At 43.3% G+C, this 22741-nt stretch carries 32 protein-coding genes; 5 read left to right on the forward strand and 27 right to left on the reverse strand.

The features are described from left to right. Window positions 1-346: 346 nt before the first annotated feature. From artM to artP, 4 genes are all read right to left on the reverse strand, one after another. Window positions 347-1015: an arginine ABC transporter permease ArtM gene (gene artM / locus CWO13_RS10550; protein WP_102431859.1), complete on the reverse strand. Its 669-nt coding sequence runs from the start codon at window positions 1013-1015 to the stop codon at window positions 347-349. After that, window positions 1012-1698, reverse strand: coding sequence for an arginine ABC transporter permease ArtQ (gene artQ / locus CWO13_RS10555; protein ID WP_017061822.1), 687 nt, complete (start codon window positions 1696-1698; stop codon window positions 1012-1014). The genes artM and artQ overlap by 4 nt, the downstream gene beginning before the upstream one ends. Before the next feature lie 3 nt (window positions 1699-1701). Then, window positions 1702-2433 (reverse strand): lysine/arginine/ornithine ABC transporter substrate-binding protein, encoded by a 732-nt coding sequence (locus tag CWO13_RS10560; protein WP_102431858.1) that lies wholly within the window; start codon window positions 2431-2433, stop codon window positions 1702-1704. A gap of 120 nt (window positions 2434-2553) precedes the next feature. Then, window positions 2554-3282 (reverse strand): arginine ABC transporter ATP-binding protein ArtP, encoded by a 729-nt coding sequence (gene artP / locus CWO13_RS10565; protein WP_048658777.1) that lies wholly within the window; start codon window positions 3280-3282, stop codon window positions 2554-2556. Between the two features lie 555 nt (window positions 3283-3837). Here artP and CWO13_RS10570 point away from each other — a divergent pair. Then, entirely contained in the window at window positions 3838-5661 is a 1824-nt protein-coding gene (locus CWO13_RS10570) for an ABC transporter ATP-binding protein/permease (RefSeq protein WP_102431857.1), read from the forward strand. Between the two features lie 180 nt (window positions 5662-5841). Next, the gene (locus CWO13_RS10575; RefSeq protein WP_048664989.1) at window positions 5842-6306 is read left to right on the forward strand and encodes an acyl-CoA thioesterase; all 465 of its coding nucleotides are present in this window, start codon (window positions 5842-5844) and stop codon (window positions 6304-6306) included. A 131-nt stretch (window positions 6307-6437) separates the two neighbouring features. On the opposite strand, the gene CWO13_RS10580 is transcribed toward CWO13_RS10575, so the two are convergent. Beyond that, window positions 6438-8693, reverse strand: coding sequence for a peptidase U32 family protein (locus CWO13_RS10580; RefSeq protein ID WP_102431856.1), 2256 nt, complete (start codon window positions 8691-8693; stop codon window positions 6438-6440). Between the two features lie 104 nt (window positions 8694-8797). Here CWO13_RS10580 and CWO13_RS10585 point away from each other — a divergent pair, with 104 nt between their 5' ends. Next, window positions 8798-9460 carry a glutathione S-transferase gene (locus tag CWO13_RS10585; protein WP_102431855.1) on the forward strand — a complete coding sequence of 221 codons (663 nt, stop codon included), beginning with the start codon at window positions 8798-8800 and terminating at the stop codon, window positions 9458-9460. A gap of 179 nt (window positions 9461-9639) precedes the next feature. Here CWO13_RS10585 and CWO13_RS10590 read toward each other — a convergent pair whose 3' ends face one another. Genes CWO13_RS10590 through CWO13_RS10600 form a run of 3 tightly spaced genes read right to left on the reverse strand, consistent with a single transcriptional unit; the run spans window position 9640 to window position 10643 of the window. Next, window positions 9640-10089, reverse strand: a complete 450-nt coding sequence (locus CWO13_RS10590) for a GyrI-like domain-containing protein (protein WP_102431854.1) — start codon at window positions 10087-10089, stop codon at window positions 9640-9642. Between the two features lie 60 nt (window positions 10090-10149). Beyond that, complete coding sequence (locus tag CWO13_RS10595; RefSeq protein WP_102266822.1) at window positions 10150-10383, reverse strand: hypothetical protein; 234 nt, start codon at window positions 10381-10383, stop codon at window positions 10150-10152. An 8-nt stretch (window positions 10384-10391) separates the two neighbouring features. Further along, window positions 10392-10643: a Rho-binding antiterminator gene (locus tag CWO13_RS10600; protein WP_048658678.1), complete on the reverse strand. Its 252-nt coding sequence runs from the start codon at window positions 10641-10643 to the stop codon at window positions 10392-10394. Window positions 10644-10848: 205 nt separating this feature from the next. On the opposite strand from CWO13_RS10600, the gene CWO13_RS10605 reads away from it, so the two are divergent. Beyond that, on the forward strand, window positions 10849-11214 hold the full coding sequence (locus CWO13_RS10605; protein WP_102431853.1) for a c-type cytochrome: 366 nt from the start codon (window positions 10849-10851) through the stop codon (window positions 11212-11214). Window positions 11215-11292: 78 nt separating this feature from the next. Here CWO13_RS10605 and catB read toward each other — a convergent pair whose 3' ends face one another. From catB to CWO13_RS10625, 4 genes are all read right to left on the reverse strand, one after another. Next, a complete protein-coding gene (gene catB / locus CWO13_RS10610; RefSeq protein ID WP_108082904.1) occupies window positions 11293-11919 on the reverse strand; it encodes a type B chloramphenicol O-acetyltransferase in 627 nt (208 codons plus the stop codon). Window positions 11920-12024: 105 nt separating this feature from the next. Then, window positions 12025-12756: an SDR family oxidoreductase gene (locus CWO13_RS10615; RefSeq protein WP_086715650.1), complete on the reverse strand. Its 732-nt coding sequence runs from the start codon at window positions 12754-12756 to the stop codon at window positions 12025-12027. Window positions 12757-12845: 89 nt separating this feature from the next. Then, window positions 12846-13238, reverse strand: a complete 393-nt coding sequence (locus CWO13_RS10620; protein ID WP_108082905.1) for a nuclear transport factor 2 family protein — start codon at window positions 13236-13238, stop codon at window positions 12846-12848. 36 nt (window positions 13239-13274) lie between these two features. Beyond that, window positions 13275-13991: an HAD family hydrolase gene (locus tag CWO13_RS10625; protein WP_102431849.1), complete on the reverse strand. Its 717-nt coding sequence runs from the start codon at window positions 13989-13991 to the stop codon at window positions 13275-13277. Between the two features lie 255 nt (window positions 13992-14246). Here CWO13_RS10625 and CWO13_RS10630 point away from each other — a divergent pair, with 255 nt between their 5' ends. Next, the gene (locus CWO13_RS10630; RefSeq protein ID WP_048658672.1) at window positions 14247-14579 is read left to right on the forward strand and encodes a PBPRA1643 family SWIM/SEC-C metal-binding motif protein; all 333 of its coding nucleotides are present in this window, start codon (window positions 14247-14249) and stop codon (window positions 14577-14579) included. A gap of 96 nt (window positions 14580-14675) precedes the next feature. Here CWO13_RS10630 and CWO13_RS23685 read toward each other — a convergent pair whose 3' ends face one another. From CWO13_RS23685 to CWO13_RS10705, 15 genes are all read right to left on the reverse strand, one after another. Further along, the gene (locus CWO13_RS23685; RefSeq protein ID WP_048658671.1) at window positions 14676-14900 is read right to left on the reverse strand and encodes a hypothetical protein; all 225 of its coding nucleotides are present in this window, start codon (window positions 14898-14900) and stop codon (window positions 14676-14678) included. A gap of 134 nt (window positions 14901-15034) precedes the next feature. Further along, window positions 15035-15547, reverse strand: a complete 513-nt coding sequence (locus tag CWO13_RS10640; RefSeq protein WP_102431848.1) for an adenylate kinase — start codon at window positions 15545-15547, stop codon at window positions 15035-15037. 261 nt (window positions 15548-15808) lie between these two features. Continuing rightward, entirely contained in the window at window positions 15809-16273 is a 465-nt protein-coding gene (locus tag CWO13_RS10645) for a DUF302 domain-containing protein (RefSeq protein ID WP_102431847.1), read from the reverse strand. 200 nt (window positions 16274-16473) lie between these two features. Then, window positions 16474-16995 carry a GNAT family N-acetyltransferase gene (locus CWO13_RS10650; protein WP_108082906.1) on the reverse strand — a complete coding sequence of 174 codons (522 nt, stop codon included), beginning with the start codon at window positions 16993-16995 and terminating at the stop codon, window positions 16474-16476. Between the two features lie 69 nt (window positions 16996-17064). Next, window positions 17065-17322 (reverse strand): hypothetical protein, encoded by a 258-nt coding sequence (locus CWO13_RS10655; protein WP_108082907.1) that lies wholly within the window; start codon window positions 17320-17322, stop codon window positions 17065-17067. 203 nt (window positions 17323-17525) lie between these two features. Then, a complete protein-coding gene (locus CWO13_RS10660; RefSeq protein WP_108082908.1) occupies window positions 17526-18107 on the reverse strand; it encodes an HD domain-containing protein in 582 nt (193 codons plus the stop codon). Window positions 18108-18151: 44 nt separating this feature from the next. Continuing rightward, complete coding sequence (locus tag CWO13_RS10665; protein WP_102431842.1) at window positions 18152-18568, reverse strand: VOC family protein; 417 nt, start codon at window positions 18566-18568, stop codon at window positions 18152-18154. Between the two features lie 93 nt (window positions 18569-18661). Then, on the reverse strand, window positions 18662-19006 hold the full coding sequence (locus CWO13_RS10670; RefSeq protein ID WP_102479150.1) for a VOC family protein: 345 nt from the start codon (window positions 19004-19006) through the stop codon (window positions 18662-18664). 46 nt (window positions 19007-19052) lie between these two features. Then, window positions 19053-19526, reverse strand: a complete 474-nt coding sequence (locus CWO13_RS10675) for a GNAT family N-acetyltransferase (protein WP_102431840.1) — start codon at window positions 19524-19526, stop codon at window positions 19053-19055. Window positions 19527-19536: 10 nt separating this feature from the next. Next, a complete protein-coding gene (locus tag CWO13_RS10680) occupies window positions 19537-19929 on the reverse strand; it encodes a VOC family protein (protein ID WP_102431839.1) in 393 nt (130 codons plus the stop codon). Window positions 19930-19956: 27 nt separating this feature from the next. After that, window positions 19957-20496 carry a GNAT family N-acetyltransferase gene (locus CWO13_RS10685; protein ID WP_108082909.1) on the reverse strand — a complete coding sequence of 180 codons (540 nt, stop codon included), beginning with the start codon at window positions 20494-20496 and terminating at the stop codon, window positions 19957-19959. A 122-nt stretch (window positions 20497-20618) separates the two neighbouring features. Continuing rightward, window positions 20619-20975: a hypothetical protein gene (locus CWO13_RS10690; RefSeq protein WP_102431837.1), complete on the reverse strand. Its 357-nt coding sequence runs from the start codon at window positions 20973-20975 to the stop codon at window positions 20619-20621. A 71-nt stretch (window positions 20976-21046) separates the two neighbouring features. After that, a complete protein-coding gene (locus CWO13_RS10695) occupies window positions 21047-21382 on the reverse strand; it encodes a 5-carboxymethyl-2-hydroxymuconate Delta-isomerase (RefSeq protein ID WP_108082910.1) in 336 nt (111 codons plus the stop codon). Between the two features lie 63 nt (window positions 21383-21445). Then, window positions 21446-21880, reverse strand: coding sequence for a GNAT family N-acetyltransferase (locus CWO13_RS10700; protein WP_102442708.1), 435 nt, complete (start codon window positions 21878-21880; stop codon window positions 21446-21448). A 45-nt stretch (window positions 21881-21925) separates the two neighbouring features. Further along, window positions 21926-22342 carry a GNAT family N-acetyltransferase gene (locus tag CWO13_RS10705; protein WP_108082911.1) on the reverse strand — a complete coding sequence of 139 codons (417 nt, stop codon included), beginning with the start codon at window positions 22340-22342 and terminating at the stop codon, window positions 21926-21928. Between the last annotated feature and the right edge of the window lie 399 nt (window positions 22343-22741).

A 22741-nucleotide genomic window follows, 5' to 3' on the forward strand; every position in this document is an offset into this window, starting at 1 on the left:
TTTCGTCTATCGGATAGGTGAGAGGAAAGTCCTCCGCGAAGCGGCTTAGTTCAACAGCTATTAGACCGAAAAATTCTGCATTTAAATATAGAATCTTTCTATCTAGTTTCATATGCACGGCAATGTACCACGATTAATCACAGCATTTCAGTGACTTAAAACATAGATAAACCCATTGAATGACAAAATGCAGAATATTCCCATATAGTATGAATTTCGTAAAAACCCCGAATGGCTGGATATAAAAACAGTACTCGTGTACGTACCCCAAAAACAAAAAAGCCTGCCATTTATGAGAACATAAATGGCAGGCTTTATACGTTAGTTAAGCTTGTGAGTAGCTAGCTTACGCGGCTTCGAATGCGAGGGCTTTTTTCTCTACCTGACGGAAGATCAGCGTTAGTATGCCGTTCACTGCTAAGTAAAATGCGCCAGCAATGCCGAACACGGTGAGCGTGTCGTAGGTTTGGCCGTTGATACGCTGAGCGTAGCCCATCAAATCCATGATGGTGATGGTGCTTGCCAGTGACGTACCTTTGAAGACTAGAATCACTTCGTTCGAATAAGCTGGAACAGCACGGCGCAAAGCGTATGGCAGTAACACTTTAAGCGTTGCGATTTTGTCCATGCCTAGCGCGCGACATGCTTCCCACTGCCCTGCTGGAATCGCGTTGAACGCACCTCTGAACAGTAGCGTGCTGTATGCGGCGGTGTTCAAAGCTAATGCTAGCATCGCACAGAACCAAGGCTGGCTTAACCAAGCCCACATGAAGCTTTCACGAATCCAATCGAACTGACCCGGGCCGTAATACACCAAGAAGATCTGCACCAATAATGGTGTGCCAGTGAACAGCGTGATGATGCCGCGAGTGAACCAGTGAATGGCTGGTATTCTTAGGATTAGCGTAACCGTCATCAGCAATGACAAGATACAACCAACAAGCAGTGAAGCGCCTGTGAGTTGAATACTGGTCGCTAAGCCTTCAAGCATTTGAGAGAGGTATTGTTGATTCATGCCATTGCCCCTTTGTTACCCAAACCTTGAATAGAGAACTTACCATCAATCACTTTTACTAGTCTTTGTGTGATTAAAGTGATGACCAAGTAGATTGCTGCTGCTGTCGCGTACCAAGTAAATGCTTCGTGCGTTGCCGCTGATGTTAGTTGTGCTTGTTTCAGCAAATCTGTTACACCAATCAGCGAAACTAACGCTGTGTCTTTCAATAACACTAACCATTGGTTGGTTAATCCTGGCAGTGCGTGTCTTACCGCTTGAGGTAACACAATACGAAAGAATGCACGAGACTGAGAAATACCAAGCGCGCTTGCTGCTTCTCTCTGCCCTTTGCTTACTGCTTTCAAAGCACCACGCAAGGTTTGCGAAGCGTAAGAAGCAAAAATAAGTGACAGTGCAACAACACCAGATAAGAACGGGCTCACTTCTATGAAATCGCCAGTGATCATGAACAGAACTTGTGTCGAACCAAAGTAGATAAACAGTACGACCAGAATTTCTGGTAAACCACGAACAATCGTCACAAATGCAGTCGTTGGCCATTTGATTGCGATACGACGAGACATCTCACCACTTGCAAACAAAACTGCTAGAACCAATCCAACCAATAGGCTTACGAACGCAAGCTGAACAGTCATCCAGCTTGCTTCGACGAGCCCTAAAGAGTAACCCGTTAATTCCATAAATTACTTACCGAAGTACTTGTTGAAGATCTTGTCGTATTCGCCGTTCGCTTTCACTGCTGCCAGTGCAACGTTAAGCTGGTCTACAAGCTCTTGGTTGCTCTTGTTTACTGCGATACCAAAGCCGTTACCGAAGTACTCTTGGTTTGTTACTTGGCCGCCAACGTACGTTAGGTTGTCTTCTTTCTTGAACCATTCAGCTACAACAGCTGTGTCACCGAATACAGAATCGATACGACCGTTCTTCATGTCGATGAATGCATCTTGGTAGCTTGAGTAAGGTACTGCTGTTACGCCAGTCATTTGCTCAAGTAGGTAGCTCTGGTGAGTCGAACCATTTTGAACACCAACACGCTTGCCTTCTAGAGCGGCTTGGTCTGCTACTTTGCCTTCGAAAGAGATGAATGCTGCAGAGTTATCGTAGTAAGCGTTAGAGAAGTTTACTTGTTGAAGACGCGCTTCAGTGATGTCCATTGCTGAGATAGCGGCATCGTAACGTTTGAATTTAAGTGCAGGGATCAAGCTATCGAACGCTTGGTTGTGGAAAGTACATGTCGCTTTCATCTCTTCACAAAGTGCGTTTGCTAGATCTACATCAAAACCTTGGATTTGGTTGTTCTCATCCATGTATTCGAATGGTGCGTAAGTTGCTTCCATTGCGAATTTGATTTCTTCTTGAGCTGCTGCGTTGAAAGAAGCAAGGCCGATAAGTGAAGCTAGTAGAATCTTTTTCATTTTGTTACTCCGAATACTGTGTAATAGCGGCCTGTGGCCATTCTTATAATTTGATTGTTTTAATTGATGTTGTGTTTAGCTAAATCTAGTGAGTCAACTTTCTTTTAATAACTGACTTACTTAATGAGTAAGATACTCAGCAAACTCTGGAGTCTGCGGGTTAATAAATGCGTCGTTGGTACCGTGTTCCACGATGTAACCCTTCTCAAGGTAAAGAACATGGCTTGCAATCTTCTTGGCGAAATCAACTTCGTGAGTCACAACAACCTGAGTGATCCCAGTGCCGCTTAGCTCTTTGATGATGCTAACAACTTGGTTGGTGATCTCTGGGTCGAGTGCTGCCGTTGGTTCGTCGAACAGCAATACATCTGGCTTCATCATAAGAGCACGAGCAATCGCAACACGTTGTTGCTGACCACCAGACAGTTGAAGTGGCCAAGCGTCTGCTTTGTCAGCAAGTTGAAGTGTCTTTAGTACTTCTTGAGCTTGCTTAATCGCTTCTTGCTTATCCAAACCCGCCACTTTGGTTGGTGCTTCAATCAAGTTCTCCATCACCGTCATGTGTGGCCATAAGTTGTATTGCTGGAACACCATGCCGACTTTACGACGAAGTTTAAGCCCTTGCTTCTCTTGGATTTGGCTTGAAAAGTCGAATTGCTCGTTCGCAATGTCTAACTCGCCGTTGTCCGCGATTTCTAGCAGGTTCAATACACGCAGTAATGAACTCTTGCCCGCGCCGCTTGGGCCAAGCAATACCAAGGTTTCGCCACTCTCACAGTCGAAACTGATGTCGTGAAGAACTTGGGTATCACCGTATGATTTGTTGATGCTCTTTACTTGAATACTCATGCCACAATACTGCATTAATTGTCATTTGTTGGTTATTCTATTCAATCCGAGGTTTTATGCAAGAAAAATGTATAAAAAACTACTTTGTTGAATTTTTGTAACAAACATTGCACAAAAAACAGTCGCTATAACTGGTCTTACAACCAAAAGTTGCAAGTCATTGATAAAGTTAATATCGAGACAAAAAGCAATCGTTTCGCTATCAATTTATAAATCATCGTTCGATTGGTAACTTATGAGTGCACTCTCCTATAAACGCCAATTTACTTGCATAAAAATTAGGGGTAAATCCCCTGCTTTGGTATCGAGCTGACTGAATCAGAATGCTTAGTTTTCCTTTCAGGTCGTTTCGAATTATTCATTTAGAGGTGAGGAAATATTGGAAATTGAGTTTCCTAGGGAGCGTCACAGCGCAATAAATGCTTTAATGGGTTCTATTCTCAATAGCAATTACTTCCCAGCGAACAACGCGCAGTACAGGCAATAAGTCATAAACCATAAGCAATAAGTAATAAGCCATCTATTTTTAAAGCGACAACACATTAAGGCAGTCATATGCAAAACGATGTCTCTTCTACGCTCGACTCAAACCAGCGACAGACTCAAAAGAATCCCGATGCCAAACCTGAGAAAAAAAGCCTCAGTATTTTGTTTGAGCTCAGTAAATTCATTAAGCCTTATAAAGGTCGTGTTATTGCAGCGTTGATCGCGTTGATCTTCACGGCAAGCTTAACCCTTTCCGTCGGACACGGTATTCGTCTTCTCATCGACCAAGGTTTCAGCCAACAATCACTCTCAGATTTAGGCAGCGCGATTCAATTCATCATGGTCGTGGTCGTGTTAATCTCGATTGGTACTTTCTTCCGCTTCTATTTGGTTTCTTCTGTTGGGGAACGTGTGAGTGCGGACATTCGCTTATCGGTTTTCAATCATGTCGTGACGCTGCATCCGAGTTACTTCGAAACCAATGGCAGTGGCGACATCATGTCGCGCATCACAACGGACACCACTCTGCTTCAAAGCATCATTGGTTCATCTTTCTCTATGGCGATGCGCAGCGCGTTGATGTGTGTTGGTGCAATCATCATGCTGTTTGCTACCAATATTAAGCTGACGTTGATTGTATTGGCCTCGGTGCCGTTTATCTTGATTCCTATTCTTGTCTACGGGCGTCGTGTAAGAGCCCTATCTCGCCAAAGCCAAGATTCAATGTCTGATGTGGGTTCTTATGCAGGTGAAGCGATTGAACACATTAAAACTGTGCAAAGCTACAGCAGAGAAGAGCAAGAGAAATCGTCATTCGCGGTAGAAGTTGAAAAGGCTTATGAGATTGGTCGCCAGCGAGTAAAACAACGCGCGATTCTTATCTCTGGCGTTATCGTGATTGTATTTAGTGCTATTGCAGGCATGCTTTGGGTTGGCGGCAGTGATGTCATCAACGGCACTATGTCAGCAGGTGATTTAGCCGCGTTTGTGTTCTACGCAATCATGGTTGCTTCGTCATTAGGTACGATCTCTGAAGTGATGGGCGAACTGCAACGTGCGGCAGGTGCGACCGAGCGATTAATCGAGATCCTACAAGTTGAAAGCCATATTGTTGCACCAGTTGCGAATCCAACTTCGCTTGCTAACGTAACGCCAGAAGTCGCATTTGATGATGTGACCTTCTGTTACCCATCAAGACCGGACCAGCCCGCAACAAGCAACCTCACGCTCACTGCCCATGAAGGCAAAGTATTGGCATTGGTTGGCCCATCTGGCGCAGGTAAAACCACCCTATTCGAGCTGCTGCAACGTTTCTACGACCCACAAGTGGGTAAAGTGACGTTAGGCGGCGTTGAACTAAATCAGTTTGATCCTAACGAGCTAAGAAAGCAGATGGCATTGGTGCCGCAGCAACCTGCTCTGTTCAGTAATGATGTGTTCCATAACATTCGCTACGGCAACCCGCAGGCAACAGACGAGCAAGTTATCGAAGCGGCTAAGAAAGCACACGCGCACGAGTTTATTCAGAACCTACCAGATGGCTACAACAGCTTTCTTGGTGAGCGTGGTGTAAGGCTTTCTGGTGGACAGAGACAGCGTATTGCTATCGCTCGTGCCATCTTGAAAGATCCGAATATTCTATTGTTGGATGAAGCAACCAGTGCACTAGACAGTGAAAGTGAGCATCACGTACAACAAGCGTTAGAAGAGTTAATGCGTGGCAGAACGACGATCATTATCGCCCATCGATTATCAACAATTAAACACGCCGACCAGATTGCGGTGCTCGATAAAGGACAGCTAGTAGACATCGGCGACCACCAGTCTCTCATCAATAGCTGCGAATTGTACCAACGCTTGGTTGAGCTGCAATTCAAACACCTTAGTGCCTAACCATTGCGTGCAGGTGTAACTAAGTGACTGACATTGTGTGGTTTCGAGCTTCAAAAACTTGAATCACACGTGTTGCAGTTTTGTTAATTTGGCGGTAGGGTTTTTATTCCAATAACAACTTATCCCGATGAAGGGTAAGTCGATAACGTTAATTACACAGATAAGCATAAGAGAGTTCGCATGGAAGCACTATTATCTGACTACCCGGTAGTAACAGAAATCCCTGTCGCTTGGGGAGAAATGGACGCACTCAATCACGTTAACAACGCCGTATATTTTCGCTATTTCGAAACCGCTCGCTTAGATTTTTTCAAACACGTCGAGCTAATGGAAGAGATGGCGATTACCAAAGTTGGTCCTGTTCTAGGTGACACTTACTGTAAGTATTTCCGCCCAGTCACGTATCCAGATACCTTGATGGTTGGCTCACGTGTTACCGACATTCAAGATGACCGGTTCACTATGGAATACGCGATTGTCAGTAAGGCTCAGCAGAAACTGACGACCATCGGCACCGCAACTATCGTGATGTTTGATTTTGCTTCAAACCAAAAAGCCCTGCTCTCGTTACGCTTAACCAATGAAATCGAAAAGATGAACACGTTGAAAAGCCCATGCTTCAAACAAGAAGCCGTGACAGAATAACGTATTCGCTGATTGAGAAAGACTCAGAAAGTTTCAGACATTAAAAAGGCCACTCGATTGAGTGGCCTTGTGTTTATTGGTTCAAAGTGTTTATAAGCAGTTACACGTTTAAGCGTTATAAACCTTGAACCCTATAGACCTTGGACGTATTGAGCGTTAGTTCTAACTTCAACCATCTGCTCTAGGTTCTGTTGTGAACCTTCAACGCCGTTAAGTAGCGCTTCGAAATGCTTGATAAGCTCGACTTTATCTTTCACTTCTTTAGAACCTGCACCGATGTTGGTTAGGTCAATGAAGAACTCGTCGAACAGACCAGAGAAATCTGTCACTGCGTCATGGTTCAAGAACTGCTCGTGGTTGTAAATGCTTGGGTAGCCACCCTTCTGTTTATCAACCGCGAAAGAGATGCCTTTCACGTTGGTAATCGTGGTTGCTTTCTCACACTTCAACATACAACCCGCTTCAATACTTGGCTTGTTACAACCCACTGTTCTTTGGAAGAAACACTGACGGCTAGTCATCATCAAGATTGGGTGGTAAATGCTGTAGAACAGTTTGAAGTTCTCTGGGCGACGAATATGACGAATCTGACCTTTGTTGATCTCGTTCGAAATGAATGCGCCAGCACAGTTAAGCTCTTCTTTCAAAGTAACCAGTGCGTGAGAGTTGGTTGTGTTCATGAACGGGCCTGCAACCCACTCAATTCCCATCTCATAAGCTTTGTAAGCAATACCCGTGTTGTTAGTCACGATGCGAGCTGGCTTGATCTCTTCTAGAATACGAACCGCTTCGTCGTAATCTTTACCGATCAATACCGCTGGGAACCAAGGAATCAAACGTGGGTTTGCTGCCAAGATGTCGATGTATTTGTTACAACGCTTCTTGAAGCTTTCTGGCAGTTTGAAGTAAACATCCGCGTCAGTCACATCACATAGGTGTAAGTCTTCAACGTCAGCGATAAGCATCGACATAGTCGGCTTCTCGTTCACTTTAGGGTGTTGAGGCAGTGCAGACACTTCAACGTGCTTAATCACTTCCACAGAACCGTTCAGAATGAAGTCGATCTCGTCTTTCAGATCCGAAACCTCTTTAAGAGGAATCAGCAAGCCCGCATCCACTTCACTGAAGTCGTGGCTCTCTAGTGTGTGAACCGCACTCTTCACGTTTTTGAATCGCTTCTCAAGTAGCTCTTGAGTAATAGCCTTCTCTTCAACCGCTTTCAATAGCGATTTAGATTGAAGGGTAAAGTTCTCTTTTGGCGTGTTCACAGTCACCGTAAATGGTTGACCCACTTTTGCACTGAACGACAGGGCTACTGGTGTCTTACGAATATCAAGGAACTCGATCTTGTCACGCATTTCGTTACCAAGAACGTCTTTCGCTTGGTGAAGTTCGTTGGTCACTTCTTGAATTTGTACTACTGAGATTTCGTTGTTCTGCTCCGTCGCTTTCTCAACAGCGTAGTTCATGCTGTTGTCGCGCGGGTTATCGATGAACATGTCTTTCGTTAGGTTGCCCTTTAGGAAAGAGTTGGTGAAATCACGGTTGAATACTTTGTGCAGGTTCGAATCGTCTTCGATCAACAAACCACTTTCTACAAAGCTATCAATCTGTTTACGCCATGTGTCTACCACGGTGTAAACGTAGTGTGCGCCTTTAATACGGCCTTCTACTTTCAGTGAGTCGACTTTCGCGTCAACCAATTCAGGTAGGTCGTAGTATGCTGAGTTATCTTTCAGGTTGAGTGGGAACTTGTTGCCTGCATTGGTGATTTCGTATTCATCACGACACGCTTGGCTGCAACGACCACGGTTACCTGAGTTACCCACACTTACTGAGCTTGAGTAACATTGACCAGAGAATGCGATACACAGAGCGCCGTGTACGAACACTTCGGTTAGTACATCGTGATCGTGTGCCACTTCCGTCAGCATCTTGATTTCAGGCAGGTTCAACTCACGAGACAAGTTAACGCGCGTCGCGCCAATCTTAGACAAGAACTTAATCTGGCCTTCGTTGTGCGTAGTTAACTGAGTCGACGCGTGAACGTCTAACGATGGGAAATGCTTCTTAACCAGGTTGAATAAACCCAAGTCTTGAACAATGATGCCATCGACTTTGGTGTTCACAAGCTGGTTCAGCAGTTTGGTGATGCTCTTAGTCTCGTGCTCCAGTAGCACAACGTTAAGAGTCAGGAACACTTCACAGCCGTATTCATGAGCAAGGCGAATCACACCATTCAATTCGTCTAACGATAGGTTAGAGGCTCTGTTACGAGCGTTGAATGTGTCTAAACCACAATAAACTGCATTAGCACCCGCTACGATGGCGGCTTTTATCGCTTCTACATCGCCACCTGGGGCTAATAACTCAATTTTTCTGCTCATTTTTGAAGTCGCTCACTTACTTATAATTTTTAAGCCGCGTATTCTACCCACATCACGATCTCTTTACCACCGTACAACACTTTTCAAACTAAATGACCTCAATAATGCCGAACGAATCCGATCTACCTATCCTTTATTCTTTGCGCCGTTGCCCTTATGCAATGCGCGGACGAATGGGCATCGCACTATCACAGCAAAAAGTGTTACTTCGAGAAATCATTACCAAAGACAAGCCTAGCGAACTATTAGCCAGTTCGCCAAAAGGGACAGTACCGGTATTGGTGTTACCCAACGGACAAGTCATTGAACAAAGCTTGGATGTGATGAACTGGGCACTTCAACAGAACGATCCTCAAGATCTTCTGCGTTCAAGTGAGCCAATACTTAGCGAACAAGTGCAGCAACTCATTAAAACCAACGATGAAGAATTTATTAGCTATTTAGAAAAGTATCGTGCATCGGTTCGTTACCGAAACATCGATGTTGAACAACGCCGACAAGCCTGCGAAACCTTCATTAGTCAGCTGGAAGCGCGACTCACCGATCAGCCCTACTTTTTTGGAGAAACCCCAAGCTTGGCCGATTTTGCGGTGATGCCTTTTGTCAGCCAGTTTGTGCGAGTCGAAAAGAAGTGGTTTGTGAAATCGGAATATCAAAACGTAGGACGTTGGTTAAGAGCGCATCTCGAAAGTAAGCTCTACACCCAAGTAATGAAGCAATACCCTTTGTGGAATGAAACCAAGCACGATTGTCTTTTTGGTGGATAATGGTAATTCAAGGATAGAGAAAGCGTAGTAATCAAGGTAAGTACGTGACACTGTATCTTCTTTGTAATGAGCAGATATTCAAAGGCTTAACTGGGTTTCCGTTGTCTCTTTACCGGTAACTACTGTCTCTTAACTAGCGACCACAGTCTAAGCTAAGCCTTTTGTTCATTTTAAACCAATCACTTAATCGCAATCGAAATCTCGACTTCAGTTTCACCTTTGTAGAATTCGAAATCTGTTGTGTAAGCTCGAACATGTGGGCAGTCTGCTGCGTTGAAATACGCCCACACTTCACCCCATAGGTCGATCACAGCTTGCGGTAATTCACCCTCAGCAGAAAACGTTAAGTACTTGCCTGCTTCGATATTGGTTTCAACTAGATTATCTAAACTATTATCGGTAAGCGCATTGGTACACGCGATAACATCAAACTCGCCCGTAAAATCTGACTCGTAGTTGGTGTAAACGCCGTATACCTTTGAGTCTGGGGTCAGCTTAGGAAAAGCTTGTTCGAAAAAGCCTTGCCACAATTGCCCAATTTGCGCCTTAGCCGGATCAACCTCATCGGTATTGTTGGTTCTTACCGAAAAACCATATGCTTTTATCGCTTCTAATATTTGTTCTTTCACTCTTCTATTTCCTAAGCCATTTTCTTAAACCAGAAGGTTCAGTACGCGTTGAATCGAATTCTAATCTTGAATCTCTTTGTGTCCGCACTTTTCACACACAACATGACGAGAAAACTCATCCATAGAGGCGATAAAAGGCCCCAAAAACCACCCTTTAATTACGCCTGCGATAAATTCATGTCGCTTTTGGTTTGGCTTGCCTGCAAATGCACTTTCCTTTCTAACCAAAACAACAACGTGTTGCGTGCGTTCACGACAAGATGTGCAGTAGCCTTGTTCTATTGAATTATTCATATGTCACCCTATGACGTTTTGAAAGATATTTGCTTAAAATGAGGGTTGTCGACACACACTTCTAATTCGATAATTTCAGTCAACACAACAAGTTGTTCTCGACCTTCAACACTTAGCTTGATGCACTCTTCTCGGTCTTGGTTACGCTTAGTATCTAAAGCAACACCTTCAACCCATTCACCAGAATTCAAAGTCAGCTTAATTGGGTACCGGTGCATACACACAATTTCAATATAATCGTAATCACTGCAACTAATCATAATGCCTCCCATTCATCCATCACGCTAATGCGGCACGCTGTACTATGCAAACTGTTTATAATCAATCATTTACCTAGATCACATTGCTTACCTTTAATCACATAAGCGAATTTAAGTTAAGTTTAGTCTCGCTGTAGTCATTCACGTTTCTTTTACTCACGCTTATTTATTCTTGCACCGTTAAATAACAATCGAGAATAAAACAATGAAATACATCAACCAGTTACACGTGTTAGCTTTGTTGGGTTTAGTCGCTTCAATGATGGCGTTTAGTGCGAGTGCTGCCTCAGAAGTCGATGCGAGCCACTTCGCCAACGGCAAGACCAAATATCGACAGCTTTGTCAGGTGTGTCATGGCGACAAAGGTCACGGAGACGGGCCTACAGCCGCTTCATTGCCACACAAGCCCGCTAACATCGCTAATAAATTGAGCGGCTTTTTTACCAGTCCAAGTTCTTTGGCGGATGACATTTTAGAAGGCGATGTAGAGCAAGGCATGCCAGCGTGGCAAGGTGTGATCACAAAGCAAGATGCTCTGGATATTCTGACGTACGTAGAAGCAATTCAGTAAGTTTTCACTTGTTTGAGTATTCTTGTATAAACATCATGTGGGAATATATTTTCACGCGAAGCTATATCGGGAAGGCGACTACTTGAGCGCCTTCCAGTATTGGTAAAGTCCGCCGATATCTGAAGAACACATCAGCGACATTGCACCTTTGATTTGCTCTTCGCTCCATTCCCACCATTTCATTTCTAGTAGCTGTGTAATTTCCGCTTCGCTAAAGCGGTATCGAATGTGGCGTGCTGGGTTCGAACCGACAATCGAGTATGGTGCAACGTCTTTAGTCACAACCGCTCGACTTGCAATGATAGCCCCATCACCGACCTTAACACCGCTCATAATCATCGCTTCTGTACCGATCCACACATCGTTACCAATCACAGTGTCGCCTGAGCGTTCAAAGCCGTCTATCGCACCTTCAAACTTCTCATCCTCTTGATAGAAAAACGGGAATGTACTCACCCACTGGTTTTGATGGCCTTGGTTGCCCGCCATCATGAACACGGCGCCAGAACCAATCGAGCAATAGCTACCGATGATTAACTTATCGATGTCGCTTCTATCCGGTAAAAGGTAACGCGCACAGTCATCAAAGCTGTGGTTATGGTAGTAACCCGAGTAATAACTGTGCTCGCCCACAATGATATTAGGATTGGTCACTTGTTCTTTGAGTGACTTGCCGACAAACGGGCTTTCAAAATAGTTTTTCATGTTTGTACTCTTAGTTTCGTTCTTTTAGTTAGGTACTTTTGTTGCTTGGTTCTTCACAAGCGTTTTTTAGAGCCTACGTTCTCTTAATTTTAGAGCCCCTAAGCCCTATCGACCGCCCGCAATATCAATAAATGAGCCAGTGACATATGAAGCTTCATCTGATAATAACCAAGCGATAGAGTTCGCGACTTCTTCTGGTGTGCCACCTCGTTGTAACGGTAGCTGCGAAGCTAGTCTGTCTACGCGATCAGGCTCTCCGCCGTCTGCGTGCATCTCCGTGTAGATACAGCCTGGTCTAACACCGTTAACGCGAATATTACGCGCAGCCAGTTCAAGAGATAGCCCTTTGGTCAATGAATCCATCGCACCTTTCGATGCTGCGTAATCCACATACTCAAACGGTGCGCCTGTGCGAGAAGCGGCAGACGATACATTCACAATCGAACCCGCACCATCAGCTTGTTTAATAAAGGCTTTACTGCATAAGAAGCAGCTTGAAACATTTGATTTCATCACCTTTTCAAAGCGATCAATCTCGATGTCTTCTAATGCAGATTGGGTAAACAAGATGCCAGCGTTATTGACCAAGTGGGTAATCGGCCCAAGCTTATGACGGGCAATCTCGAACAGGGATTTTACGTCCGACTCTACTGACACATCGGCACGCACACAGATAGCAGTACCGCCCTGATCGCGTATCTCATTCACCAGTTCATCAGCTCTTGATTCATTGTGTATGAAATTGACACACACCGCATAGCCTTGTTTTGCTAATAGCTTCGATGTAGCGGCACCAATGCCTCGGCTTCCGCCTGTAACGATTACGACCTTGTTCATGAAATCTCCTAACTCGCTGACTTTTATTTATCTGATTGTTGTTATGCACATACTCTATTGTGAGCTTCGTGTTCTTGCATTTGGCCTTGTTACTCAAGTGATTTAGGGCTCGCTATCAGAACCCACTTTGCACGCCACTCTTGTGCAGCAAAGCCATCTGGCCAAAACTCAGTTTGCTTTTGGATTAAACCATCAACAACCGTGTGAAAGGTAATCACGCGATCGTTTAATACGCTGTCCGTCACTGATACATCTGTCACGACAGTATCACCTTCGCAAACAATCGAGTTCAGCTCAAACTTCCAAATCCCATTCGCTGGGTATTCAGAGTTGATCGCTGTGAAGTTATCACGCCCTACCGTCAATTCAGACGACTGAGGCCAATAACCTTGAAAATCTTCCGCTAGCCATTCGGCCGCTTTGGCAAAGTCGTTGGTGCGCATTGCATCCCAAAAACCTAATACCACGTCTTTTGATGTCATTATTCTTCCTTAAATTATCAAGTCCGTTAAAAGCGATTAAGCATATTTACCAATGATCGTTAAAAGATCATCGACATTATTAGCAATGTAATCGGGTTTGGTTTGCCAGTTTTCGGGTTCAGAGCGGCTATAACCCGCTGCTACCGCAATGACTTTTGCTTTATCGCCAAGTGCAGCTTCGATATTGCGTGCAAACTGTGTGTCCGCTTCATGATCGCCGATATACATCAAACAGAGTTCATCGGTTTGCGCTTTATCAAAGATATTTTTAACACACTTGATACCACCGAATGGATGCGGTTTTTGGTTGCCATTTGATACGTCGTCATAACCGACAACCGATTTAAACAAATCACCAATGCCATAACTGTCGAGTACACCACGAATATTCAATTGAGAGTTTTGAGAGCAAATACCATGAGGAAGATGGGCGAACTGGCTAATCACCACTTCCATTCCATCAAACAGCGCGACTGGCGTTTGATTTTTCTCTTGATGCTCGGCCCACATTCCACCCGCTATCAACATTTCGTCATGTGATAACCCGTAATAATCGACATATAAGGCTTGCCAGTTTTTAGCGCCGTGGTTGGCTTCATGATAAAGCGCTTCACTCAACAAGTATTTGGGTAAATTATCACCTGACAAGTGTGGAGCAACCGCAGAGATTATATCTTTGGTAATCGCGATATTTTTGGGAACAGAATTGACTAAGGTTCCATCATAATCCCATAGAATGGCATCTAATTTCATACACTATCTCTTTGTTTAAATTAACAATTTGAATTTATCATTCAAAAGCGTATTAAGGGAAATCTTATTGTCTTGAATTTCAAAATTTATCTAATCAGAGCAAAGCTAGATAACAATCCGTTGCTCGCGAGCAAAAACCAAACAGCCTTTACTCACATCACTGCTTTATCAATTGCAATATATGCGTATAATCCCCGCTCCATTGCGCTATCGCCATTAAAAATAGCGCCTTTCAACATTTTTAATGAGTACCCAATGTCGAAACTATTTTTCAAAGGCCGTATCGAAACAAGACAGAACCACGTTCTTGCAGGCTACAACGTAAACCGCGATGTGAAAGCGGGTACTGAAGAATCTCCAATTGCTGTAATGGTTCAAACTGACGCACGTAAAGCAGAAGTCGAAGCACTAGCTGCTGAAAATACTATCTTCGTTACCGTTACAGTAAACGCGGACAAAGAAGAGAACACCATCGAGCTTGATACTCTACTAAACAAGCCAAAAACGATGACGTTTGAAAAGACCCCTAACCGTAATGATCCATGCTCTTGCGGTAGCGGTAAGAAATACAAGAAGTGTTGCGCATAAGGCTTCTCACTAAAACTACCAATAGCGCGATGAATTAAGTAATACCTAACGGGAAGATCATTGAGGTCTTCCCGTTTTTATTTGTATAAGCCAAACTCAATCTAAGTTGTCTGGTGTACGTAAATTGGTTCCACACTTTGTACATTTATAGTCACCGTTTCCGCCACTTGAAGATAGCGACGATAAAATCATTCCAAGCAACCCTGGCTTCTTTTCATGTTGTGGCGCTTTTTCGGCTTGGTTACTGAACATAGTGTACTTGTGGAGTGTCAGTTCCTTACAGTTACAGCAGAACGCTCTCGTCTTCTCACTTCCATACATAATATCTATCGCCTTAATTCAAAGCACAAACCACATATATGACATATATGCCACACGTTGAATTAAATCTAAACATATTCATGAAGTTATGAGCAAACCAAAACGTTGAAAGCAACGCGCGGCATTAATGACCATTACACGTGTCGATGAACAAAGTTATTCAATTCACTCACGCTTCTGATTATGTGAACCTCTTTCACTTTTGCGTGAAATTCTAATCGCGCTCTAAAGTCATCATTCCAAAATTTTGGGCAGAGTTTTAGTGTCTTATAACTTTGTATCGTACCTTTTATAACTGAACTTCCATCAGGCCAGCCTTCAGGTTTAACGAACATCCCTTTTAGCATTCGCTTTGTGACGAACCAGTAACTAATGGGATAAGAAAGGTCGATATAAACCAAAGTATCAGCGGCATCTAAACGTGCGTTGAATGAACCTAATGGGCCAAATCCATCAATGATCCAGCTTTCTGACTTAAGTATACTCTCATGGGCCTGCTCGAATACTTCACGTTCAACAAACTCTCCACTGGCCTTATAAACAATAGAGTCCAACTGGTGAAGCTCTATACCTGTAGCTAGCGCTAACGCTTTGCTGACTGTGGACTTTCCACTCCCAGGCTTGCCAAAAACCGCGATCTTTTTCATATGACTTCCTCTCTATTCAGATAAAACCCATAAGACAGATACAAAAAACCCACCTTACGGGTGGGTTCGATAAACAAAACGCATCAACAATCCCACCATTCCTATGGAATGATGATAATTCGTTGGTTAGATGGCGCTAAATTCAGTTTCATAAAACTACTTTTATATATTGTTGCTTAATTGTCAACACAATGACTAATGAGCGATATCATCGTCATATCGCACCCACTAATAGTCTTAATGAGTGCTTATTGGTCTTGGTTATTTAGCTTTCTTTTTCGCCACTGCCGCTTCCGATAGCTTGCTTAATACGCCCGATATTTTCTTAACTAACTCGTCACAGCCATTGATCGCGTGACGTTCTACCAAGTAATTAGGATCGTTGTAAGATAACCATACTTTCTTACTAGAATCTTCAGTGACTAACACCTTCTGCGGTAAATCTATCGCCACTTCTTGAGCACATTGCATTAATGGTGTCCCTACTTTCGGGTTACCAAAGATGATGACTTCGGTTGGTCTCAATTCAAGATCGACCTTACTCGCGTTTTTCTGATGGTCGATTCTCGCAAACAAGGTCAAGCCTTTGCTTTTGGCGATTTCTTCAAAGCGGTCAGCAGTCTCTTTCACTGAGTAATTACTTTGGTATTTAATCAAACCATCAGAAGCCGCAGCTGAAAATGATGCCGAGAGTAAAATGGCGCATAGTGGTAGTAATTTTTTCATCGTCACCTCTGAGATTTAACCTATTCAAACTTACATTCATAACGCCACCTCTAAAATCAGCGACGTAACCCATGTCAGTATAGACGCGTTTCCATTCTCAGTTTGCAGAGAGGATCACTTTTCTAATGCGTCTTATTATCATCAGTTTAGCTAAGCGTTCTTCCATTCGTTAGCTCATGGAGTCACTTCAAAGAAGAGAGCTAATACATATAGCCAAGCCAATCAACATCCCCTAAACACCATTGCTTTCCGTTCAATGACTTTACATATAGGTCATTAATCTCTTCAACAGCGACGCCATAACTAAGGTGCTCATGAAGCCTTAACCAAGAGTTAGTACTTGGAGTTTGGACATAGCCTTGTGAGGAATAGAAATCATGAAGGTCTGATATCAAAATAATGAAATCGACATCCCTATTCTTTGCATACTCATCCAATTCAGACAGCATAGATGTACCAACACTTTGCCCTCGGACATTCTCAGCAACACAAAAATCAATAACACCTAATACTTTGTACGCACTGTCACCAACACTGATCATACGGTAATCAAGACCAAGGTAACCTGCGAGTCGTCCTTCACGGTATTCTAGAGCTCGCATATGAGGGAGCTGTTTATAATAAGAACGCTCTACCTGATGATCGGGGAAGGCGTTATTTCTCAGGTCAGTAATGGCTTGATGTTGCTCTTTAGACACTTCAATTTCGGATATGATTTCCATACAGTCCCTTGTGATTTCTGACTCATATTTATTGTTGTCAGGAGATTTACATCAAATTTTCATACCCAATTAATGCAACGATTTAGTCCCACATTTTTCACACTGGTATTCGTAATCACTGTCGACATAAATACCGGGAACATTATGGTCACCTTTAAACAATAACGTCATCAGGTACTCCATCAACACGCCTAACTTCCATTGGTTCTTTTCAGATTCAGCTTCCGCTTTAGATTGAGCATCGGAAGCGTTAACAGCAAGGTGCGGGGTAAGTGCGTTACACTGTTCACAGTGATAAGGGTGTTTAATATACTTATTATCAAGCATTTATATAAACCAACTAATATTTATAAAGTTGATGCATACTAACAACTTATCACTCGGTTCTCGAACTTATTGTGGTCCAATAGCGTTTTATTAGAAAGAAATGAGACGTACGAGAAGTGCCATACATCTTGAATCAGTTACCATCGTGATTTCCCTCATTGAACCACTAAAGCTATTATTACGCTAAGGTATGAAATTAACTTTTACTTTAATAGCCCTTTGTCCGCAGCACCTTCAAGTTGCACTTCTAGCTCTTTCCATAAGGCATGACTGCCTTTAGAAATACGGTCACCGTTAAATGTCAGTACCTTATCTTTGGATATATTGTGCTTCCTCCAGCTATGACCGCCACCATGGATGTTATGAAGTAAAGGGGGAACTCTATCGATCGCTTTACCGAACCTTGCTTCCGGTGACTCACCCGCTTCAAATTCTAGCCATAACTCCAAATATTCGGATCTTAGATGGCTCGGCAATGACTCAAGTAAACGCTCGACACAGTTTCTCTCTTTAAGTTTGTTTTCTTCTGTTTCACTGGCATAGATGATCGTGTCACCTGCATCGATTTCACCGAGATCGTGTATCAGCAACATCTTCATCACTCGGGTTATATCGATCTCTTCATTCGCATAGTCTTTCAACATCAGAGCACTCAAACAGACATGCCAGCTATGCTCAGCGGAGTTTTCATAGCGATCCAGACCAACTGGCTTCGTTTGTCTATGAACATCCTTCAACTTTTCCACTTCAGCCATGAATTCCAAAATGCCTTTGATTTCTTCCACGATACGCTCCTTAACTTGAATTGATGTTTTAGTGATGCACAGGCTTATCGATTCGCCATTGGGTGATCTGGATTTAATTGCAGAAGATCCCATAGGTTTCCATAAAGGTCTTCGAATACCGCTACTGTGCCGTAGCCTTGCTCTTTCGGCTCTCGAACGAATTTGATTCCAAGAGACACCATACGTTCATAGTCACGCCAAAAATCATCAGTATTTAGGAATAGGAATACACGTCCACCAGCTTGATTACCGATAAAATCCAGTTGCTCGGGCTTGGATGCTCTCGCCAATAGTAGGCTTACACCGTGTGAATTAGGTGGAGCAACAACAACCCAACGCTTATCTTCTTCTGGTAAGTAGGTATCTTCGATAAGTTCAAACTTGAGTTTGTTTACGTAGAAATCTAGGGCTTCATCGTAGTCTTTTACGACAAGTGCAATATGGACAATATTTTGTTTCATAACGTACCTTGTTGAGGGGATAGGATGTAATTGACATGTTCCCTCCTTAGAACAAATGCCGCTTTATATTTTACCTTTTGGTAAAAAGGCCAGCTACAGCTGCCAAAAACCGAGCTCAACACCACTTTGAATGACAATGGCACACATTCCGTGACGTGGTAACTCTATTGGTGGAACGGCAACTTCGGCACCCAACTTTTCAGCTGCGTTTACTGCGGCTTCAATGTCTTTCACCAACGTGTAATGGCGAACGACTGGCTCCTCAGTTTCACGGAGTGGTCCCCTCACACCAATCACTCCACCATTAGAGAGCTTAGCGGTACGAGCACCACCTAAGTTCACATCCACATCACTAAACTTCACATCGTAGATCTGCGCGTAAGTTGCACAAACCGTATCTACTTCAGAGGTAACAATTTCAAGATATTGAACTTTCATGGCCTTTCCTTTGATTCCCAGTTGCCTTTTGATAAACAGATTTAAGTTAAGCGTCAATGGCTCCGCGCATAATGAACTGTGGGCCAGCGGCACCGCCTAAGTACTGTTCATTGGTATCTTCAAAACCACCTTTAACATAGCAGTTATAAGCTGCGGGATTTTTACAATTAACCGTTAAGTAAATCCAATCATACCCTTCGTAATTGGCTGCTAGATACGGAAATAGAGCTTTCACCGCGCCAGTACCTAGCCCCTTTCCTTGTTGGTTGTTATCAAGCGCAAACGCCCTTAAGCCGATACTACCTTCAGGGCAAAATTTGTAGCCAGCTGGGTAAGCAACATCCAGCTTAAAGAAGCCCACCACCTCACTGCCATCTTTGATAATATGTAGATGCGTGGTCTCGCTGCCGTCTAATAGAAAGTCCGCTGCTGTTCCTGCGAATTTAACCTGCTCATCTGCGAGCTGAATTTCGTTAACTTGCTCAATATGAGCATCATTAAGCCTTTCGATAGTGATCATTGTTATTCCTTTATTCGCTATCTAGTCGTGTCTCATTACAAGCGATATTTTTACGAATGCCTCGTAAACCAATCAGATTTCCAAAAGGGTCCTCGACTTGGCACATCGTTAATCCGCCCTCGATCTCCATTGGACCTCTGTATAACTGAGCCCCAATTAACTGAAAATGCAAAAGTGACTTGTCAAAATCCTCTGTAGACCAATAAAGGACTGTTCCCTTTTTGCCAGAGCCAACTTTCTCATCCGCTTGTACAATCTCAATAGAAAAACCATTGATATCTAGAGTTGTAAAGTCAGAAGACGGATGATAGGTCGCGACAGACTCAGGAAAGGCCGCTTGATACCAACTGAGCCCCTGCTCTACGTTTGGGACATAAATCAGAATTGCTATTGGTCTGCTCAAGTTAGTCTCCTGATTGACTTGGATCTTTTACCCTTTCGTCTCCAACGTCATTGTTAATTCAGACACCGACTGACCATCAATTCGATAGTAGTCTTCCATTTCGCCGACAACCGTAAACCCTGTTCTCAAATAAAGATTTTTAGCCGGAAGGTTGTTTGACAACACGTTGAGGTCTAGCCAATCAATCGCTTCGTTCTCTCGGCAGTATTGAGTCGCCACATTCATTAGCTTGGAGCCTAAGCCTTGCTTTCTCACGCTGCTGTCGACACCCATACCAAGTAACACACGGTGAGAGCAGTAATGGCCATTATGATAGCGCAAGTCGATATGGCCACGAATAGCACCATTCGAATCTTTAGCTAACCAAATTTTTCGCCAGCCGTTCGCTCCAAACTCAAACTTAAACCCATCAGAAAAGCGAGCCTTGTGTGCTTCCGACATTTTACAATCGGACTTTGATACTGGTTGGAATAGCGGTGTTTCTTCTAATGCGATTTCTGACAACTGTGTATCCAGATACACGAACAGACTCTCTAAGTCAGAGTGTTTTGCTTCTACTATTTTCATTACTACTCCTATTCCAACTTCGCCTTAAATGGCTGAAATATTTTATCGCGTTACTCATTGAATATCGTTAATGCCAAAACTAAAGAATCAACATCAATTCAAGACAGTGCTTCACTGGTCAATTAAAACTCGTCACAGGTATCGCGAGAGCTCCTATCTGGAAAATCGAAATTAAGATTATTATCGTCTTCCAAGATAAACAGAACACGCCCATTTTCAACGCCCGTTTCATTTCTATCAGAACATCCAAGGAATAGCTCCCAGTCGAACGCATATTCAAGACGATACTGGTTATGATTCACATGTTGCACGCTTTTTATTTTGATTCCGTTGGCCACATGTGCCATATCATCAATGTACGACAAGTCTGGAACCAGTTTTTCCTCAAATTTACTCTTATTGTCAGCTAAAAAATCGGCCAGCTCAGAGCATAATTCTGGGCCATGAACCAAAGGTTGAGATTTATGGATAAATAACATTTCCCAATATTCCTGTAGCGAGTTGGAGTGAACGTACAAAGATCAGCCGTATAAATGCGACGTCCAGCCTGTTAGACAACGACCTTTCTATAACTATTTCTGTCCATATCAACCACCTCAACGGTGATCGATGCTCTACTAAGGGACAAAGACAGCAATTGCGTCATCACTGTCTCAGATAGCATTGCTTTGTCTGTGTCACTTCGACCAGACAATATACGCACAGTCACATGGATAAAATCTTCTTTTTCTGTACCCGTTTGGTAGTTCTCATAAGCGATACTTCGGACTTTTATGTCTCGCCCATAGGCTTCGAATAACTCTGAGTTAAGTGCTCCTAAAAACACTTTATTGTTCAGTTGCTCGGCATTAATCGTCGACGAGTGTTCGATAATACAATGAGGCAAATCTTGCTCCTTTGGTTAACCTGATTTTAGTTATGTGCTGCTTTTTCTGACAAAATAGAACCGTTAGGCGTTACTGTTACTCGAGCTATTAAACGAGTACATCCGCACTTCATCACGTCGAAACCAGCCTAACTTTTCATAGAATTTCTGAGCGTTAATATTATCGTTATACACGAATAAATGTGTCTTGGGGACACCTACCCCAGCCAATGCGTTAACCGCTTCAGTTACTAGTTGGCAACCTAGATTTTGTCCTCTAAATTCAGTACTTACCGCTAGATGCTGCAAATAGCCACGACGGCCATCCGTCCCTACTAACACCGCACCAACCACGCCTTGTTTAGACTCCGCAACGAAGCTCAAGCCAGGGTTGCGCTCGAGATAAGTCGAAATGCTCTGTTTTGAATCTGCATCGCGAATACTCATACCTTCGGTTTCGCACCATAGGTTAATCACAGAATCATAATCGGCGATGTACATCTCTCGAATATTAATCACTTCACTTTCCTTGCGTCTGTTTGTGTTCATCCTTGCCCTATATGATTACTCTGTTAGCGACTTGGTGAGGAACGCTAATGATGAGTCTAGAGGGTAATTCTCAAGCACCATTTGGCATTGGTAGCCATGCTTCTCATAAAAAGGTTTGGCCTGAAAACTTAACGTGTCGACCAGTGATGACGTACAGCCTTGGGACTGTGCGTACTCTTCTAATCGTTGCAGTAACTGGCTGCCTACCTGCTTTCCTCGCATTGAGTCATCGACCCAAAGAAACTTGATTAATAGCCAGTTTCCCCAAAGATCCGCAATAACACCACCGACCTTAACATCCCCTTCCATGGCGTAATAACCGACTTGAGATTTAGGTATGCCTTCAAGAAACGGCGTATTGTGCTTGATTAGGCCTGCGCGAACTTCGTTGATGTCACTATCTGATGGCTCGGTATCTAATGTGTATTCCATTTGCTGAGAATTCCTAGTCTGTCGAGTTGTATCAAAATAACTGGTTCATTAATGAAACTTCTGTCGGGGCAGCAAGCCAACCTTCAAATTTTTTGGCGACATCTTGTATATAGGGTTCTTGATGATGGTTGTGGAGATCTACCTTGTTCTTCCATTCTTCGTAAAGGTAAAGGTATCAACCACACTCTGAAGCATGCAATTCAAACTGGATACAACCTAATTCATTTCTAGTCGCGTCTAACATACCAAGTAACTCCGACTTGGTTGATTAAAAATACTCTTGCTTTGGCGTAATCTTAGCCATCACAAAAAGATGTTTATCTGACATTCGGTCTCCGTTTGTATTTAGGTGAAATGGCAGCGATTTTCTAGATGATATTGTAAAAGCGATGCTGCGTG

The sequence above is a fragment of the Vibrio sp. ZF 223 genome (genome assembly GCF_003050585.1).
Taxonomy (GTDB): domain Bacteria; phylum Pseudomonadota; class Gammaproteobacteria; order Enterobacterales; family Vibrionaceae; genus Vibrio; species Vibrio crassostreae.

Coding starts and splice junctions, on each gene's coding strand:
- artM (WP_102431859.1), bottom strand. CDS start 1,015: ATGAATCAACAATACCTCTCTCAAATGCTTGAAGGCTTAGCGACCAGT.
- artQ (WP_017061822.1), bottom strand. CDS start 1,698: ATGGAATTAACGGGTTACTCTTTAGGGCTCGTCGAAGCAAGCTGGATG.
- CWO13_RS10560 (WP_102431858.1), bottom strand. CDS start 2,433: ATGAAAAAGATTCTACTAGCTTCACTTATCGGCCTTGCTTCTTTCAAC.
- artP (WP_048658777.1), bottom strand. CDS start 3,282: ATGAGTATTCAAGTAAAGAGCATCAACAAATCATACGGTGATACCCAA.
- CWO13_RS10570 (WP_102431857.1), top strand. CDS start 3,838: ATGCAAAACGATGTCTCTTCTACGCTCGACTCAAACCAGCGACAGACT.
- CWO13_RS10575 (WP_048664989.1), top strand. CDS start 5,842: ATGGAAGCACTATTATCTGACTACCCGGTAGTAACAGAAATCCCTGTC.
- CWO13_RS10580 (WP_102431856.1), bottom strand. CDS start 8,693: ATGAGCAGAAAAATTGAGTTATTAGCCCCAGGTGGCGATGTAGAAGCG.
- CWO13_RS10585 (WP_102431855.1), top strand. CDS start 8,798: ATGCCGAACGAATCCGATCTACCTATCCTTTATTCTTTGCGCCGTTGC.
- CWO13_RS10595 (WP_102266822.1), bottom strand. CDS start 10,383: ATGAATAATTCAATAGAACAAGGCTACTGCACATCTTGTCGTGAACGC.
- CWO13_RS10600 (WP_048658678.1), bottom strand. CDS start 10,643: ATGATTAGTTGCAGTGATTACGATTATATTGAAATTGTGTGTATGCAC.
- CWO13_RS10605 (WP_102431853.1), top strand. CDS start 10,849: ATGAAATACATCAACCAGTTACACGTGTTAGCTTTGTTGGGTTTAGTC.
- catB (WP_108082904.1), bottom strand. CDS start 11,919: ATGAAAAACTATTTTGAAAGCCCGTTTGTCGGCAAGTCACTCAAAGAA.
- CWO13_RS10615 (WP_086715650.1), bottom strand. CDS start 12,756: ATGAACAAGGTCGTAATCGTTACAGGCGGAAGCCGAGGCATTGGTGCC.
- CWO13_RS10620 (WP_108082905.1), bottom strand. CDS start 13,238: ATGACATCAAAAGACGTGGTATTAGGTTTTTGGGATGCAATGCGCACC.
- CWO13_RS10625 (WP_102431849.1), bottom strand. CDS start 13,991: ATGAAATTAGATGCCATTCTATGGGATTATGATGGAACCTTAGTCAAT.
- CWO13_RS10630 (WP_048658672.1), top strand. CDS start 14,247: ATGTCGAAACTATTTTTCAAAGGCCGTATCGAAACAAGACAGAACCAC.
- CWO13_RS23685 (WP_048658671.1), bottom strand. CDS start 14,900: ATGTATGGAAGTGAGAAGACGAGAGCGTTCTGCTGTAACTGTAAGGAA.
- CWO13_RS10640 (WP_102431848.1), bottom strand. CDS start 15,547: ATGAAAAAGATCGCGGTTTTTGGCAAGCCTGGGAGTGGAAAGTCCACA.
- CWO13_RS10645 (WP_102431847.1), bottom strand. CDS start 16,273: ATGAAAAAATTACTACCACTATGCGCCATTTTACTCTCGGCATCATTT.
- CWO13_RS10650 (WP_108082906.1), bottom strand. CDS start 16,995: ATGGAAATCATATCCGAAATTGAAGTGTCTAAAGAGCAACATCAAGCC.
- CWO13_RS10655 (WP_108082907.1), bottom strand. CDS start 17,322: ATGCTTGATAATAAGTATATTAAACACCCTTATCACTGTGAACAGTGT.
- CWO13_RS10665 (WP_102431842.1), bottom strand. CDS start 18,568: ATGAAACAAAATATTGTCCATATTGCACTTGTCGTAAAAGACTACGAT.
- CWO13_RS10670 (WP_102479150.1), bottom strand. CDS start 19,006: ATGAAAGTTCAATATCTTGAAATTGTTACCTCTGAAGTAGATACGGTT.
- CWO13_RS10675 (WP_102431840.1), bottom strand. CDS start 19,526: ATGATCACTATCGAAAGGCTTAATGATGCTCATATTGAGCAAGTTAAC.
- CWO13_RS10685 (WP_108082909.1), bottom strand. CDS start 20,496: ATGAAAATAGTAGAAGCAAAACACTCTGACTTAGAGAGTCTGTTCGTG.
- CWO13_RS10690 (WP_102431837.1), bottom strand. CDS start 20,975: ATGTTATTTATCCATAAATCTCAACCTTTGGTTCATGGCCCAGAATTA.
- CWO13_RS10705 (WP_108082911.1), bottom strand. CDS start 22,342: ATGGAATACACATTAGATACCGAGCCATCAGATAGTGACATCAACGAA.